Genomic DNA, 15,657 nt, shown 5'->3' with positions numbered 1-15,657 from the left:
GGTTCACCCCCGTGTCCGCTGGGTGACGGCGATGCAGGCCAGGACCGCCACGGCCGCCACCGGGGCGGCCGGCGGAAGGTGCTCGCCCAGGAGCACCACGGACCACACCAGGGTCAGCAGCGGCTGGGCGAGCTGCAGCTGGCTCGCCTTGGAGACGCCGATCGTGGCCATACCGCGGTACCACACGACCATGCCGAGGAACGTCGAGCCGACCGCCAGCCACAGCAGCCCGCCGACCGCGTGCGCCGTCAGGTGGAGCGGCTCGGCGGACAGGGCGACTGCCGTGCCCGCCGCCGTCACCGGGAGCGCGAGCACCAGCGCCCAGCCCATCACCTGCCACCCCGGCATATGGCGGGCCAGCCGGCCGCCCTCCGTGTAGCCGGCCGCGCACACCAGCAGCGCCGCGAACAGGTAGAGATCGCCACGGCTCGGCGCCCCGCCGCTCTGCTGTATCGCGAAGCCGATGACGACGGCGGCGCCGACCACCGCCGCGATCCAGAACGTACGGGAGGGCCGCGCCCCGGTCCGTACGGCGGAGCAGGCGGCGGTGGTCAGCGGCAGCAGACCGACCACGACGGCCGCGTGCGAGGTGGTGGAGGTCTGCAGGGCGACCGTGGTGAGCAGCGGAAAACCGAGGACCACACCGCCGGCCACCACCGCGATCCCCGCCCAGTGGCGCCGCTCCGGGACGGGCACCCGGCACCACACGAGTGCTCCGCCGGCCAGGGCCGTGGCGAGCACGCTGCGGAGCATCACCACCGTCCAGGGGCTCATACCCTCCAGCGCCCAGGCGGTTGCGGGAAAGGTGAGCGAGAAGGCCGCGACGCCCAGGGCGGCGAGCAGGGTGCCGCGGGCGGCGACGGGGGTGGTGCGGGGACCGCGCCCGGAAGGAGCGGCGGTCGCACTCGGCGCCCCGGAGGGGGAGGAGGAGGGGGAGCCGGGGCTGTCCTCGGCTGCGGGGGTGCTGCCGAGGGCCGGCTGTGACTCCGGGGTGCGGACCGCTATCGATCCTGGTGCAGTAGCGCTATCGTGGTCTCTCATGCAAGAGCGTAGCAGTGTCGCCGAGCTGGCCGCATTCCTCCGCGGGGAGTTGAACCGCTACTCCGCGGGAGAGAAGCTGCCGTCGAGTCGCGCCCTGGTGGAGCGTCATCGGGTCAGCCCGGTGACGGTCTCCCGGGCGCTCGCCGAGCTGGCCGCCGAGGGCCTCGTCGTCACCCGGCCCGGCGCCGGCGTCTTCCGGGCCGAGCCGTCGCACGAGGCGCCCCGGCCGGTCGACACCTCCTGGCAGGAGATCGCGCTGAGCGCCGAACCGGCCGCCGACCAGGTGCCGCGCAGTGTCGACGCCACCGGAGTGCTGGCCACCCTCGCCACCCCGGCCCCCGGCGTCATCGAACTCCACGGCGGCTACCTCCACCCGGATCTGCAGCCCACCCGCGCCCTGTCCGCCGCCCTGGCCCGCGCCGGCCGTCGGCCGGGCGCCTGGGGGCGGCCGCCGGTCGAGGGCGTACCGGAGCTGCGGGCCTGGTTCGCGCGGGAGATCGGCGGCCCCGGCGGCGCGCTCGCCCCGAGCGACGTCCTGGTCACCGCGGGCGGTCAGAACGCGCTGACCGCCGCGCTGCGCGCGCTCGCCGCCCCCGGCGCCCCGGTGCTCGTCGAGTCCCCGACCTACCCGGGCATGCTCGCCGTCGCCCGTGCCTCCGGAGTGCGGCCGGTGCCGGTACCGATGGACGTGGACGGGGTCCGTACGGATCTGCTCGCCGACGCCTTCCGCGCGAGCGGGGCGCGGCTCTTCGTCAGCCAGCCGCTGTTCCAGAACCCGACCGGCGCGGTGCTCGCACGGGAGCGGCGCCGCGAGGTGCTCCGGGTGGCCCGGGCGGCCGGCGCGTTCGTGATCGAGGACGACTTCGCGCGGCTGCTCGGCCATGACGACGCTCCCGCCCTCCCGCCGACCCTGATGGCGGACGACCGGCACGGCACGGTCGTCCACATCCGCTCCCTCACCAAGGCCACCTCGCCCAATCTGCGGGTGGGCGCCCTGGCGGCCCGCGGACCGGTCCTGGACCGGCTGCGCGCCATCCAGGTCGTCGACAACTTCTTCGTGCCGGGACCGCTCCAGGAGGCCGCCCTGGAGCTCGTCGGCTCGCCCGCCTGGCACCGCCATCTGCGGCTGATCGCCGGTGAGCTGAGCACGCGCCGGAACGCCCTGACCACTGCCCTGCGCACCCAGCTGCCCGGGCTCGTGGAGCCGGGGCCGGGGCCCGGGGCGGTGTACGGCGGCAGCCTGGGAAGTGGCGGCGGACCGTACGTCCCGCCGGGCGGCTTCCACCTCTGGCTGCGGCTGCCGGACGGCACCGACGAGGCGGCGCTGACCGGCGCGGCGCTGCGGGCCGGCGTCGCGGTGGCGGCCGGCCGTCCCTATTTCGCCGCCGAGCCGCCGGCCGCGCATCTGCGGCTGGGCTTCGCGGCGGTGGCCGGCGTCGCCGAGCTCACGGAGGGCATCCGCCGGCTGCGCACGGCGTGCGAGGAGGTGGGGGTCACGGTGGGCTAGGCCCTGTCGCCGTCGCCGGACTCCCGCCGCCCCCTGCCGGCGGCGCCGCGCGGCGGGTTCGACGCCGCTCCGGTTCGTCTGCGAACCTCCCGGCATGACCGAACACGCCCTCGACGACTACGAGATATCCACCGACCCGGCGCGTCTGGACGCCGACCTCGTCCACCACTGGCTGTCCACCGATGCCTACTGGGCCCTGGGCCGGCCCCGGGACCTCCATGACCGGGCCGTCGCCGGCTCGCTCAACTTCGGCCTGTACGAGTCCGGTTCGGGCCGCCAGGTGGCCTACGCGAGGGTCGTCACCGACCACGCCACCTTCGCCTGGCTCTGCGACGTCTACGTCTGCCGCGACGACCGCGGCAGGGGTCTGGGCACGGCCCTGGTGGAGGCGATCGCCGCGCAGATGGCGCCCTGCGGACTGAGTCGGCTGACGCTCGCCACGAAGGACGCGCACGGCGTGTACGAGAAGATCGGCTTCCGCAGGATGGCGGCGCCCGAGGAGTGGATGACCCTCGGACTGGTCGACCCCGGCCCGATCGAGTTCTGAACGGCTCCCAAGGCCGATACTGGGAGGGTGGGGGCGCACCTGCCGGGAGGGAGGAGGTGCGCCATGCGCAAGAAGATCGACTGCCGGGATTACCCGAGCGAGACGAAGTGCAGCCTCGTCATCTCCGGCGAGGAGGAGGAAGTGATCCGCGCCGCCAGCGAGCACGCGGTATCCGTCCACGGGCACACGGACGGCCCGGAGCTGCGGGAACAGATCAGGGCGTCGCTGAAGAACGAGATGCCGCAGCACGCCTGAGTCATGGCACGGCCGGCCGGTGTGACCGAGGGTTTCAGTTGGCGGATCATGGTCCGAGCTGTGCAGGTCAGGGGCGTGTAGAGAATTCTAGTTGGCGGATCTTGAGAGAGTTAGTCGGCGGATCATGGCTGTGGATGCTCACTGTGCGTGAATTTCGGAGTGGCCCCCACAACCGTCGAGGACGTATCTACGGCAGCCTGCCCAAAGGAAGCGGTCTGACACCCGTTGGTGGGAGGGGGTGGGAGGGGCACAGCCTGAAGGTGCCCGCGCCCCCTTCCATGAACCCGCCCGGCGGATGTACTCGCGCCCCTACGATGGCCAAGGCCACAGTGGCACCGGGGACTTGGGGGTGGCGACGTGATCCGGTTGCGGCGGGCGATGGCGCACCAGCGCGTGGCGTGGCTGGCGGCATGCGTCCTTTCCTGGCTACTGTGCCTGCCGTTCTTTGGCCCTTACGCGGCCTTGATCGGTCTCGTTCTCGCGGGCGTGGCCTTCAATGGTGCCCTCCTTGGCCGCCTCCGCTCCCCCTCCCCGTACCCCGAGCGCCAGGTGCTGGTCTGGGCGCTGGCGACCGCGCTGTTGCTGGGCGGTGGCGCCTGGGTGGTGCGGTGGCAGGCACTGCCCGTCGCCTACGGGGAGTTCGCACCCAACACCCACCCAGAGCATGTGCGGTGGGTGCTGGAGTGGCTGGACGGGCAGGCGTACGGGGCGCTCTTCGGGCCCTCGTACGGACAGTGGTACTGGCCGCCGCTGGTGGCAGGCGCGGGACTGCTGGCCGGTGGGGCGAGCGCGGCGCTGCGCGAGTGGTCGGCGCGGTTGGCCGCCTCCCGTGACCCGTTCGACGAGCGGCTGCGCACCGCCGACGCGCCGGAGCCGGTGACCCGTACCGAGAAGGTGTTCCTCAGCTACTCCCGCAAGGACACCGCTCTCGCGCGTCGCTTGGTCGCCCGCTTGGAGGGGCGGGTCGGGGATGTCTGGGTCGACTGGCACGGCATCAAGCCCTCCGCTCAATGGCTCGAGGAGCTGAGCGAGGCCATCCGCTCCTCGGACGCGCTGGTGGTCCTGATCAGCCCCGACACGCTCCGCTCCCCATACTGCTGGGACGAGTGTAAGCAGGCCATTGACCTGGGTAAACGCGTGCTGCCCGTGATCGTGTCGCCGGAACTCGCCCAGGGGACCACGGCGGCGCTGCGCGCGGCGGAGTGGGACGAGCTCACCGCGTACCAGTACCTGGGCATGTCGACCCCAGAGGCATTCGAGGCCGGAATCGACGCCATTGCCGCCTTCGTCTCCCGGGAGCACGACTGGGTGGCCTTCCACACCCGCCTGGGCCTCCAGGCGCACGCCTGGAAGGTCAACGGCGGCAGCGATGGCCTGCTCCTGCGTCCGCACGAGGTGCGCATCGCCGAGTCCTGGCGGCGGAACACCCCCGTCGACCCTGACTTCAAAGGCGAACTCACGCCACTCCAGGAAGATTTCATCGCTGCGAGCGGCGCGGCGATGCGGCGCCGGGCGCGGCGTGGGCGCGTGGGCGCAGGCGCGGTGCTGGGCGCGCTCCTCGCGCTCGGCTCACTGGTGGTCTCAGTCCAGACGGACACCGCCGAGGACCGCCGCCTGGCGCTGTCGCGCGCCCTGGCAGCGGCTTCGGGTGCGGCCCCGTACCCCGGCATGCAGAGGTCGCTGCTGCTGAGCGCGGCGGCGTACGAGACGGCGGGGACGAACGCGGCGCGGAGCCGGATGGCGGAGCGGCTCTTACGGTTCAACCACGTGGCGAGGGTGCTGGCCACTGGGGTCGACGATGTCGGCGGCGCTGCCTTCAGCCGGGACGGATCCACCTTCGCGTTCACCCTGTCCGACCCCGAGCGCACCCAGGTCTGGGACACGGACCGGTGGCGGCCGCGTACGACCGTTCCGGGCGCCCTGCCCAAAAAGGGGAGCTGGCCATGCGACTCACCCGAACTGAGCCTGTCCAGCGGCTGGTTCACCTGCCAGGACGGGAGGGAGGAGCGGCTTGCGCAGGCGGGGTGGGATCCGGGTGAGGGCAAGTACGTGGCCGCCGTATCGGAGGACGGACGCCACGCCCTCGTAGGCATGGAGGGAGAGGAGCGGGAACGGGAACCTGGTTGGGTTGAGCGTGTACGGGCCGAGGTCTGGGACGTGGACGAGCGCCGCAAGCTGGGTGATGTGGACACCGAGCAGTTGCGGGACCGGGGGCTGTATATCGGGACTGCCATCGACGACTCACGCCTCGCGGCATTGGTCACCGACCCGGTCCATGGCATGTGGCTGGCGGCGTCCAAGTACGGGGTGGTGCCGTCCTCCGATCCTGTCACCCCGCTACGGGGCATCGACAACGGCACCAAGATCTTCCACAGCCCGGACGGCAGCAAGGCCGTCACCCTGACCGAGGATGGCACCCTCCTGGCGTGGGACACCCGCTCGGGTGGGCGGCTCGCCGCGGAGACCCCCGTGCCGGGGCTCGCGCCGCATCAGCTCTTCAATCGCACTGCGCTGAGCCCCGACCGCCGCACCCTGGCTGTCGCGCAGGGCTCCGAGGTGAGACTGCTGAACACCACCGACGGCTCGCAGCATGGCCGAGTACGCCTCAGCGGCAGGGGCGACGCGCTCACTTTCTCCCACAATGGTCGCCGCCTTGCGGTGACGCACACGGTGTTCAACAAGGGCGAGGAAACCGCCCAAGGGGCGCGCGGCAGGCTCGTCACGGAGATCTTCGACGTGCCCGGCGGCCGGCGCACGGCCCTTCTGCGCAGCCCGCACCAGGCCACCCTTGCCCAGGTCGCAGGTATCGCCTTCACCGCTGACGGCCGCGGCCTGTTCATCGGTGAGACCCGGAAGAGCCGCATTCTGGAGTGGGATGTGAGGCGGCAGCGCGTGGCCCGGACCTTCACCTCGCGCGAGGTCGGCTTCCTCGACCGGATGGTGCTGAGCCCGGACGGGCGGAGGCTGGCGGCGGTGGACCGGCAACAGGTGGTACACCTCTGGGACACGGCCTCTGGCGCGCACACCGCGCTCCCCAAACCCGCCGAAGGGGCGCTGGCCTTCACCCCCGACAGCAAACGGCTGCTCACTGCCGGGCAAGAGGGCATCCGGCGGTGGCGGATGTCGGACCACCGGGAAGAGACGCCCCCGCTGGCGGTCGGGAGCGGCCGGTACGTTCGCAGCCTGCGGATCACGCCCGACGGCAGACACGCCGTCCTGGTCTCCGCCGACAGGGACACACTGTGGGAGGGGAGTGTGGGCGGCGACGTACGCCTGTGGGACCTGGACCGTCAGGAGCCCGTCGGCCCGGTACTGGCGAAGACCACTGGCTCGGCGGCGCCGGAGCTGACCCCGGACGGCTCCCGCGCCGTCTTCGCCGCGCAGGGAAGGATCGTCTCCGTGGCGGTGTCGCCCCGCACCTGGCACGAGGAGCTGTGCGCGCTCACCACCCGCCCGCTCGGCCGGGACGAGTGGCGCGCGGTCGCGCCCCAGCAGCGCTATCCGTCGGTGTGCGGCCGACAGGACTGACCACTCGCGCGGCGCGCCACGGTAAGGCGGCTGTGTATGAGCAGGCGTGGGCCCGGCAGTAATCGGTGATGTGGCGCCGCAAGCGCAGCCCGGCGTAGTTCGCCGTGTCACGGACCTGCGGCAGGGCGCGCTCGGTTGGAGCGATGCCGGTGGTGTGGCGTACGAGATCGCTGGCGTCCTCTTCCAGGGCGGCGGCGCGGCGCTGAGTCAGTGAGATCGTTTCATCCTGAATTGCCTGGTCAAGCCCATGGTGTGAGTCGAGGCTGAAGGACTCGTGGTGGCAGGAGGTGTGATCGTCGGGGCGCGATCGCGGCTGACCAGTCGATTCGCCTCCTTCTCGGCTGTGGTGAGGCCGGGCATACGGAATGGTCCGGTGACCAAGGGTTTCCCCTGGTCACCGGACCGGGCGGAGTGGCCTCCGGGTTGTCAGGGACCCGCGATCCGGGCTTCGAGGTCGGCGACGCGACGGTCCTGGAAGCGCGGGTTGGAGCGGGCGGCCTTGAGCCGCTCGTCGAGGGTGCGGTTGTCGGCGGTGAGCTGACGGACCCGCTGTTTGAGGGTGGTGTTCTCGGTGGTGATCCGCTGGACGGCTTCCTGAGGCCATTCAGCTTCCAACTCGCGTATCTGGCTGAGGAGTTCGCCGATCCGTGTGCGCTGGGTGAGGATCTCGGTGTGGGCGGCTTTGAGGGCTCCCTCGGCGTTCAGGGCGCGTTCGCGCCAGGCCGCCTCGCGTTCCTCGTCCTGCTCAGCGAGCATGAGGGATCGGCGTTCGCCGGCCTGCTCCATCGCTGCGGCGACCGCGGCTCTGCCCTCGGGGGCGAGGGCGTCGTCGAGGAGGCCGAGGCCCCGGCCAGGGCCTTCTCCAGGCCGTCGATGGTGCTGCAGGCCGAGCCGGACTGCCTCCGGACGGGGCATCGCCTTCGTCTCCGCTGCCTTCGCGTGGCGGCGCTGAGTCAGCGTCGTGCAGTCCGGATCGTAGGCAGGCCGGGGCTCACCCGGCAGGGCTCGAGCCGGGTGGCCCTCCCGGAACCCCGTCTCGGCTTCCAGCACATGGGCAGCCCGCAGCCGGGCCCGCCCCAGCTGATCCTCGGTCAGGTCGGCCGGAAGGCACGCTGGTCGCGTCCGCCAGCTCGGAGAATGTCATCAACCGACCCTCCCGGCCGCCGATGGCAGTGAGCAACTGGTTCCGCATGCCCAGCGGATCTCTTGTCGACTGACGGCGCGAGGGCAAGTGATCAAGCATGCTCCAGACATGCGGGCGCCGGCCCGCGACCACCGCCAGCCGCATGCCGCCGCCACCTCCCTGCCCGCCGCGAAATTCAGCGCATCCGCGTCCTTGACCGGCTTCATCGGACGTACGTCCAGCAGCCTGGCTCTTGCCGGCACCCACCCGTCAAGTCGAACTCCACCGACGAGCCCATCCGTCCCCGAGCCGCAACAGGTCCCGGAACCCGGCATCCCCGCCGTACGCCGTGACAAGCTGGTCCAGATGACGTGAAACCGACGGGATCTTCGCGCTCGCTGCCTCGCTCACTCACCCACAGCGACCCCCCGACCGGCAACGGGGATCATTCTTCGGGACTGCTCGCAACACAGCGTTACGGGATCAAGATCCGCCAACTAGCGTGCTCATCCGTCAACTAAGAGTCTCGGTCACAGCCGGTACCGCCGCTCACCGCGCCGGGTATTGCATAAAGCTGCCGCCCTCCGTATAGTCATGCCATCGACGAGGAGGGGTCATGACGGTACGAGCGGCGGTGGCCGGTGCGAGTGGGTATGCGGGCGGTGAAGTGCTGCGTCTGCTGCTGGGGCACCCGGAGGTGGAGGTCGGTGCGCTGACCGGGCACTCCAACGCGGGGCGACGCCTCGGGGAGCTGCAGCCGCAGCTGCTGCCGCTGGCCGGCCGGGAGCTCCGGGAGACCTCCGCCGCGGCCCTGGCGGGCCACGACGTGGTCTTCCTCGCGCTGCCGCACGGCCAGTCGGCCGCGGTCGCCGAGGAGCTCGGGCCGGACGTCCTGGTCGTCGACATGGGGGCCGATTTCCGGCTCGAGGACGCGGCGCAGTGGCAGCGCTTCTACGGCGGAGAGCACGCCGGTACCTGGCCCTACGGCCTCCCCGAACTGCCGGGCCGCCGTGCCGCGCTGGCGGGGGCCAGGCGCATCGCGGTGCCCGGTTGCTACCCGACCGCCGTTTCGCTCGCGCTCTTCCCCGCGTACGCCGCCGGGCTGGTCGGCAGCGAGGCCGTGGTCGTCGCCGCCTCCGGTACCTCCGGCGCGGGCAAGGCGGCCAAACCGCATCTGCTCGGCTCGGAGGTGATGGGCTCGATGTCCCCGTACGGCGTGGGCGGTGTGCACCGGCACACCCCGGAGATGGTCCAGAACCTCAGCGCGGTCGCGGGCGAGCCGGTCACCGTCTCGTTCACGCCGACCCTGGCCCCGATGTCCCGGGGCATCCTCGCGACCTGCTCCGCCGCGGCCCGGCCCGGTGTGGACGCCGACGCCGTACGCGCCGCGTACGAGAAGGCCTTCGCCGACGAGCCGTTCGTCCACCTGCTGCCCGAGGGGCAGTGGCCCGCCACGGCCTCCGTGTACGGCTCCAACGCGGCCCAGATCCAGGTCGCGTACGACGCCGCGGCCGGCCGCGTCATCGCGATCAGCGCCCTCGACAACCTGACGAAGGGGACGGCCGGCGGCGCCGTACAGAGCATGAACATCGCCCTCGGTCTCGACGAGACCACCGGTCTTTCCACGATGGGAGTTGCGCCGTGACCGTGACGGCAGCGAAGGGATTCACGGCGGCGGGCATCGCCGCCGGGATCAAGGACAGCGGCGACCCGGACCTGGCCCTCGTGGTCAACACCGGCCCGCGCCGCGCCGCCGCGGGGGTCTTCACCGCCAACCGCGTCAAGGCCGCCCCGGTCCTGTGGTCCCAGCAGGTCCTCAGGAGCGGTGAGCTGACCGCGGTCGTGCTCAACTCCGGTGGCGCCAACGCCTGTACGGGACCGCAGGGCTTCCAGGACACCCACGCCACCGCGGAGCGGGCCGCCGCGGCCCTGGACATCGGTGCGGGGGAGGTCGCCGTCGCCTCGACCGGGCTGATCGGCGTCACGCTGCCGATGGACAAGCTGCTCCCCGGCGTCGAGCGGGCCGCCGGTGCGCTGTCCGAGCACGGCGGGGAGAAGGCCGCCATCGCCATCAAGACCACCGACACCGTCCACAAGACCGCGGTGGTGACCAGGGACGGCTGGACCGTCGGCGGTATGGCCAAGGGCGCGGGCATGCTCGCCCCGGGCCTGGCCACCATGCTCGTGGTCCTCACCACGGACGCCGACGTGGACAGCGCGACCCTGGACCGGGCGCTGCGGGACGCCACCCGGCTCACCTTCGACCGGGTCGACTCCGACGGCTGTATGTCGACCAACGACACGGTGCTCCTCCTCGCCTCCGGGGCGGCTCACGTCACCCCCGGGTACGGCGAGTTCGCCGAGGCCGTACGGGACGTCTGCGACGACCTCGCGCGGCAGCTGATCGGTGACGCCGAGGGCGCCAGCAAGGACATCCGGATCGAGGTCGTCAATGCCGCGTCCGAGGGCGACGCCGTCGAGGTGGGCCGGTCCATCGCCCGCAACAATCTGCTCAAGTGCGCCATCCACGGCGAGGACCCCAACTGGGGCCGGGTGCTGTCCGCCATCGGCACCACCCGCGCGGCCTTCGAGCCCGACCAGCTGAACGTCGCCATCAACGGCGTGTGGGTCTGCAAGAACGGTTCCGTGGGCGAGGACCGGGACCTCGTCGACATGCGCTACCGCCAGGTCACGATCACCGCCGACCTCTCCGCGGGGTCCGCGTCCGCGGTCATCTGGGCCAACGACCTCACCGCCGACTACGTCCACGAGAACAGCGCGTACTCCTCATGACCACCACGACCACTACGACCGCCACGACTGCCATGACCACCGCGACCGCCACGGCCACCGCGACCGCCACGACTGCCACCACGCGGAAGCACACCGCCCTGCCCAAGGCCCGGACCCTCGTCGAGGCGCTGCCCTGGCTCACCCGTCACCACGGCAAGACCGTCGTCATCAAGTTCGGCGGCAACGCCATGGTCGACGACGAGCTGAAGGCCGCCTTCGCCCAGGACGTGGTCTTCCTGCGCCACGCCGGACTCAAGCCGGTCGTGGTGCACGGCGGCGGCCCGCAGATCAGTGCGGCGCTCGAAGCGGCCGGCCTGGCCAGCGAGTTCAAGGCGGGCCTGCGGGTCACCACCCCCGAGGCCATGAATGTCGTCCGCATGGTCCTCGCCGGTCAGGTCCAGCGCGAGCTGGTCGGGCTGCTCAACCAGCACGGCCCGCTCGCCGTCGGGCTCACCGGCGAGGACGCGCACACCATCACCGCGACCAGGCATCTGCCGTGCATCGACGGCGAGTTGGTGGACATCGGCCGGGTCGGTGAGATCACCGAGATCGACACCGGCGCCGTCGAGGCCCTGCTCGCCGACGGCCGGATCCCGGTCGTCTCCTCGATCGCCCGTTCCCAGGACGAAGGTGACCAAGGACATGTCTACAACGTCAATGCTGATACGGCGGCTGCGGCACTCGCTGCGGCGCTGGGCGCCGAAACGCTGATGGTCCTCACGGACGTCGAAGGGCTCTACGAGGACTGGCCGAACAGCGACGAGGTGATCAGCCGCCTCACCGCCTCCGAGCTGGAGAGGCTGCTGCCCGGCCTCGCCAGCGGCATGGTGCCCAAGATGCGGGGCTGCCTGCACGCCGTACGGAACGGGGTGCACACCGCCCGGGTGATCGACGGCCGGGTCCAGCACTCGATCCTGCTGGAGATCTTCACGGACGAGGGGATCGGCACGATGGTCGTGCCGGACGCGGCGGACGACGAGGAGACCGACGGGGAGACCGGCGGGGAGAACGAGGGGGCGACGGCATGACGGATGGCGCGAACGGCGTGAGCAACAAGGCCCTCACCGGCCGCTGGCAGGACGTCATGATGGACAACTTCGGCACCCCGCGGGTCCCGCTCGTCCGGGGCGCGGGCGCCACGGTGTGGGACGCCGACGGCAACGCGTACCTCGACTTCCTCGGCGGGATCGCGGTCAACGCCCTCGGCCACGCCCACCCGGCGGTGCTCCGCGCGGTCTCCGAGCAGGCCGCCACCCTCGGCCATGTCTCGAACTTCTTCATCGCCGAGCCCACCGTCGCGCTCGCCGAGCGGCTGCTGGCGCTGGCCGGCGGACGCCCCGGCCGGGTCTACTTCTCCAACTCCGGCGCCGAGGCCAATGAGGCCGCCTTCAAGATCGGCCGGCTGACCGGGCGCACCCACATGGTCGCCACGACCGGCGGCTTCCACGGCCGCACCATGGGCGCCCTCGCGCTGACCGGCCAGCCCGCCAAGCAGGCGCCCTTCGCCCCGCTTCCCGGCGAGGTGACCTACGTTCCGTACGGGGACGCCGAGGCGCTCCGCGCCGCCGTCACCACCGACACCGCCTTCGTCATCCTGGAGCCCGTCCAGGGCGAGAACGGCGTGGTCGTACCGCCGCCCGGGTACCTCCGGGCCGCCCGTGAGATCACCGCAGCGACCGGCACCCTGCTCGTCCTCGACGAGATCCAGACCGGCATCGGACGGACCGGACACTGGCTGGAGTCCCTCGCCCAGGGCGTCGAGGCGGACGTCATCACCCTCGCCAAGGGCCTCGGCGGCGGCCTGCCCATCGGCGCCACCCTCGCCTTCGGCCCGGCCGCCGGCCTCCTCACCCCCGGCTCGCACGGCTCGACGTTCAGCGGCAACCCGGTGGTGTGCGCCGCCGCGCTCGCCGTCCTGGAGACCATCGAGCAGGACGGCGTCCTGGCGAACGTCCGACGGGTCGGCGAGCGGCTGCGCGCCGGAATCGAGGCTCTGGGGCACCCATTGGTCGGCCAGGTCCGCGGTGCGGGCCTGCTCCTGGGTATCGTCTTGACGGAGCCGCTCGCGCCACGGGTGCAGCAGGCGGCTCAGGACGCGGGCCTCCTGGTGAACGCGGCCGTGCCGGACGTCATCCGGCTGGCTCCGCCGCTGATCCTCTCCGACGGGGAAGCGGATACGTTCCTCCGGAAGCTCCCCGCCGTCCTCGACGCGGCCCGGCAGAGGGCCGACGGGGCACAACGATCCGGAGACTGACGACACAGATGACCCAGCCGCAGGACAACGGGGTGCACAACGGCGGCCCGGCCGTACCGCAGACCCGCACCGCCCGCCACCGCCGGATCGTGGACATCCTCAACCGGCTGCCGGTCCGTTCCCAGAGCCAGCTCGCGAAGCTGCTCGCCGACGACGGGCTGTCCGTCACCCAGGCGACGCTCTCCCGGGACCTGGACGAGCTGGGCGCCGTGAAGATCCGCAACACCGGTGGTGAGCTGATCTACGCGGTGCCCAGTGAGGGCGGCGACCGCAAGCCCCGGGCGCCGCTGGGGGAGTCGGCCAAGGAGGAGCGGATGCGCCGGCTCTCCGGTGAACTCCTCATCTCCGCCGAGGCCTCCGCCAACCTGGTCGTCCTGCGCACGCCCCCGGGCGCGGCCCAGTTCCTGGCCTCGGCCATCGACCAGGCCGAGCTCCACGACATCCTCGGCACCATCGCCGGTGACGACACGCTGATGCTCATCAGCCGCGACCCGACGGGCGGCCAGGCGCTCGCCGACCATCTGCTGCGGCTGGCGCAGAAGTCGCACTGACGCGGTGACCCCGGCGGGCACTGGTCAGGCGGATGTACCCGGGCACTGGCCAGGCGGGCGCCGGCCAGGCGGGCGCCGGTCACGCGGACGCGCCGTCCGCCGGGGACGCGCCGGTCCACTCGCGATCACCGATTGTCCCGAAAAGTATGCATATAGTGATGGGGGTCTCACCACTCTCTGCTGCGTCGGCCGTGCCCGGCCCGCAGGAAGGAGCACCTGAGCGTGAAACTCCAGCGGAAGGGCGGGCCGCGCACCGCGGCGGCCGGCGCGGCGGTCCTCTCCGGCCTCCTGGCCCTGACGGCCTGCGGCTCGGACGGCGGCGCCGGCGGCTCGGGCCCGGCGGCCGGTGCCAGTGCCGCGGCGCAGCGCACCGTCGCCGGGATCGCCTGCGGCAAACCGGGCTCTCTGAAGGGCTCCGGTTCGACGGCGCAGCAGTACGCCATGCGGGACTGGATCAAGAACTACACCGAGGCCTGCCCGGACACCAGGATCGGCTACACCGGTAACGGCTCCGGCGCGGGGCAGGACGACTTCCTCGCGGGCCGGACGGCGTTCGCGGGCTCGGACTCCCCGATGACCGCCGACCAGGTCGACCGGTCGAAGAAGGTCTGCCCGGGCGGCGGCCACGCCATCCACCTGCCCATGGTCGGCGGCCCGATCGCGGTCGGCTACCGCCTCGCCGGGGTCGACAAGCTGGTCCTGGACGCCCCGACCCTGGCCAAGATCTTCGACGGCCGGATCGCCAAGTGGAACGATCCGGTGATCGCGCGGCTCAACAAGGGCGCCAAGCTGCCGGACACGCCGATCCGGCCGTTCCACCGCTCCGACTCCTCCGGCACCACGGACAACTTCACCTCGTACCTCGCCACCGCCGCCCCGGACGCCTGGCCGTACGCGCACAGCAAGGAGTGGGCGGCCGACGGCGGTGAGGGGGCCAAGGGCTCCGCGGACCTCGCCGCCGAGGTGCAGAAGACCGACGGCGCGATCGGCTACTTCGAGCTGCCGTACGCGGTCGCCCGGATGATCCGCACGGTCTCCATCGACACCGGCGCGCCGGCCCCCGTCGCCCCCAATGTGATCGCGGCGTCCCAGGCGATCGCCGGTGCCAAGACCGTCAGCTCCGGCCGTGATCACGTCATCGAGCTGGACTACGCGACCAAGGCTCCCGGCGCCTACCCGATCGACGTCGTCACGTACGAGATCGTCTGCGACAAGGGCAACAAGCCGTCGACCTGGCCGGCGACCAAGGCGTTCCTGACGTACATGGCCAGCCGGAAGGGCCAGGAGAACCTGACCTTCCAGGGCTATGCCACCCTCCCGGCCGAGGTCGTGAACACGGTCCGTGAGGAGATCGGCCGCCTGTCGTGAGGCGGGCACACTCCCCGCTGCTCCGACGCGGCAAAGGCCGGGGGCCTGCCTCACTGAGTGAGACAGGCCCCCGGCCTCTGTGCACCGTCGGGACGACAGGATTTGAACCTGCGACCCCTTGACCCCCAGTCAAGTGCGCTACCAAGCTGCGCCACGTCCCGGTGCTCGTTCCAGCCGGAGAAGTCCCGGCCGGGGCGTGCAGAAGAAAAATACCCTGTCCGGGGCCATGAATCCAAAGCGGGTCCCCCACGGGGGCCTTTCGCGCCTCCGGCGGGGGCCGGACTTCCATGCTTCGATGGGCTTATGGGTGAAATGTCGTCCCGGGGTGGGGTCCGGGTGCGCCGGGTCTACGAGCCGCCGGAGCCGGCGGACGGGGCGCGGGTGCTGGTGGACCGGCTGTGGCCCCGGGGTCTGGCCAAGGCGGACGCGCGGCTCTCCGAGTGGTGCAAGGACGTGGCGCCCTCGACCGAGCTGCGGCGCTGGTACGGCCATCGGGCGGAGCGGTTCGAGGGGTTCGTGGCGCGCTACCGCGAGGAGCTGGCGGGGGAGGCCGCGCAGCGGGCGCTGGAGCGGCTGCGGGGGCTCGCCCGTGAGGGGCCGCTGACGCTGCTGACGGCGACGAAGGAGGTGCCGGCGAGCCATGCGGCGGTGCTCGCCGAGGAGCTGGGGGAGGGGTAGCGGGTCGGGTGC

General features: G+C 72.1%; 14 protein-coding genes and 1 tRNA gene. 12 read left to right on the top strand and 3 right to left on the bottom strand.

Annotated elements, in window-relative coordinates:
- Nucleotides 1-3: 3 nt before the first annotated feature.
- On the bottom strand, nucleotides 4-1,041 hold the full coding sequence (locus AZE13_RS07200; RefSeq protein ID WP_066928105.1) for a DMT family transporter: 1,038 nt from the start codon (nucleotides 1,039-1,041) through the stop codon (nucleotides 4-6).
- Here AZE13_RS07200 and AZE13_RS07195 point away from each other — a divergent pair.
- From AZE13_RS07195 to AZE13_RS07180, 4 genes are all read left to right on the top strand, one after another.
- Nucleotides 1,040-2,548, top strand: a complete 1,509-nt coding sequence (locus AZE13_RS07195) for a PLP-dependent aminotransferase family protein (RefSeq protein WP_079123771.1) — start codon at nucleotides 1,040-1,042, stop codon at nucleotides 2,546-2,548. The genes AZE13_RS07200 and AZE13_RS07195 overlap by 2 nt on opposite strands.
- 94 nt (nucleotides 2,549-2,642) lie before the next feature.
- The gene (locus AZE13_RS07190; protein WP_066928103.1) at nucleotides 2,643-3,095 is read left to right on the top strand and encodes a GNAT family N-acetyltransferase; all 453 of its coding nucleotides are present in this window, start codon (nucleotides 2,643-2,645) and stop codon (nucleotides 3,093-3,095) included.
- A 63-nt stretch (nucleotides 3,096-3,158) separates the two neighbouring features.
- On the top strand, nucleotides 3,159-3,350 hold the full coding sequence (locus AZE13_RS07185) for a DUF1059 domain-containing protein (RefSeq protein WP_066928101.1): 192 nt from the start codon (nucleotides 3,159-3,161) through the stop codon (nucleotides 3,348-3,350).
- 462 nt (nucleotides 3,351-3,812) lie between these two features.
- Nucleotides 3,813-6,878, top strand: coding sequence for a toll/interleukin-1 receptor domain-containing protein (locus AZE13_RS07180; protein WP_079123770.1), 3,066 nt, complete (start codon nucleotides 3,813-3,815; stop codon nucleotides 6,876-6,878).
- Between the two features lie 426 nt (nucleotides 6,879-7,304).
- Here AZE13_RS07180 and AZE13_RS07175 read toward each other — a convergent pair whose 3' ends face one another.
- Complete coding sequence (locus AZE13_RS07175) at nucleotides 7,305-7,793, bottom strand: hypothetical protein (RefSeq protein ID WP_309302173.1); 489 nt, start codon at nucleotides 7,791-7,793, stop codon at nucleotides 7,305-7,307.
- A gap of 337 nt (nucleotides 7,794-8,130) precedes the next feature.
- Between AZE13_RS07175 and AZE13_RS36730 the strand changes: the two genes are divergently transcribed.
- The 7 genes from AZE13_RS36730 (at nucleotide 8,131) to pstS (ending at nucleotide 14,967) form a co-directional block, all read left to right on the top strand.
- Nucleotides 8,131-8,376, top strand: a complete 246-nt coding sequence (locus AZE13_RS36730) for a hypothetical protein (protein ID WP_181690272.1) — start codon at nucleotides 8,131-8,133, stop codon at nucleotides 8,374-8,376.
- 241 nt (nucleotides 8,377-8,617) lie between these two features.
- On the top strand, nucleotides 8,618-9,646 hold the full coding sequence (gene argC, locus AZE13_RS07170; RefSeq protein WP_066928098.1) for an N-acetyl-gamma-glutamyl-phosphate reductase: 1,029 nt from the start codon (nucleotides 8,618-8,620) through the stop codon (nucleotides 9,644-9,646).
- The gene (gene argJ / locus AZE13_RS07165; protein ID WP_066928094.1) at nucleotides 9,643-10,794 is read left to right on the top strand and encodes a bifunctional glutamate N-acetyltransferase/amino-acid acetyltransferase ArgJ; all 1,152 of its coding nucleotides are present in this window, start codon (nucleotides 9,643-9,645) and stop codon (nucleotides 10,792-10,794) included. Before argC ends, argJ begins: the two co-directional genes overlap by 4 nt.
- Nucleotides 10,795-10,826: 32 nt before the next feature.
- Complete coding sequence (gene argB, locus AZE13_RS07160) at nucleotides 10,827-11,822, top strand: acetylglutamate kinase (protein ID WP_066928092.1); 996 nt, start codon at nucleotides 10,827-10,829, stop codon at nucleotides 11,820-11,822.
- The gene (locus tag AZE13_RS07155; RefSeq protein ID WP_066928090.1) at nucleotides 11,819-13,048 is read left to right on the top strand and encodes an acetylornithine transaminase; all 1,230 of its coding nucleotides are present in this window, start codon (nucleotides 11,819-11,821) and stop codon (nucleotides 13,046-13,048) included. Before argB ends, AZE13_RS07155 begins: the two co-directional genes overlap by 4 nt.
- An 8-nt stretch (nucleotides 13,049-13,056) precedes the next feature.
- The gene (locus tag AZE13_RS07150; RefSeq protein ID WP_066928088.1) at nucleotides 13,057-13,599 is read left to right on the top strand and encodes an arginine repressor; all 543 of its coding nucleotides are present in this window, start codon (nucleotides 13,057-13,059) and stop codon (nucleotides 13,597-13,599) included.
- 222 nt (nucleotides 13,600-13,821) lie between these two features.
- Complete coding sequence (pstS, locus tag AZE13_RS07145; RefSeq protein ID WP_066928086.1) at nucleotides 13,822-14,967, top strand: phosphate ABC transporter substrate-binding protein PstS; 1,146 nt, start codon at nucleotides 13,822-13,824, stop codon at nucleotides 14,965-14,967.
- Nucleotides 14,968-15,054: 87 nt separating this feature from the next.
- Here the strand turns inward: pstS and AZE13_RS07140 are convergent.
- A tRNA-Pro gene (locus AZE13_RS07140) sits at nucleotides 15,055-15,128 on the bottom strand.
- Between the two features lie 142 nt (nucleotides 15,129-15,270).
- Here AZE13_RS07140 and AZE13_RS07135 point away from each other — a divergent pair.
- Nucleotides 15,271-15,645 (top strand): DUF488 domain-containing protein, encoded by a 375-nt coding sequence (locus AZE13_RS07135; protein WP_079123769.1) that lies wholly within the window; start codon nucleotides 15,271-15,273, stop codon nucleotides 15,643-15,645.
- Nucleotides 15,646-15,657: the final 12 nt, after the last annotated feature.

Origin of the sequence: Streptomyces sp. NBRC 110611 (assembly GCF_001590865.1) — a bacterium.
In the GTDB taxonomy this organism is placed as follows: Bacteria; Actinomycetota; Actinomycetes; order Streptomycetales; family Streptomycetaceae; genus Streptomyces.
The sequence above is the reverse complement of the archived record's forward strand: the minus strand, read 5'-3'. Positions and strand labels throughout refer to the sequence as shown.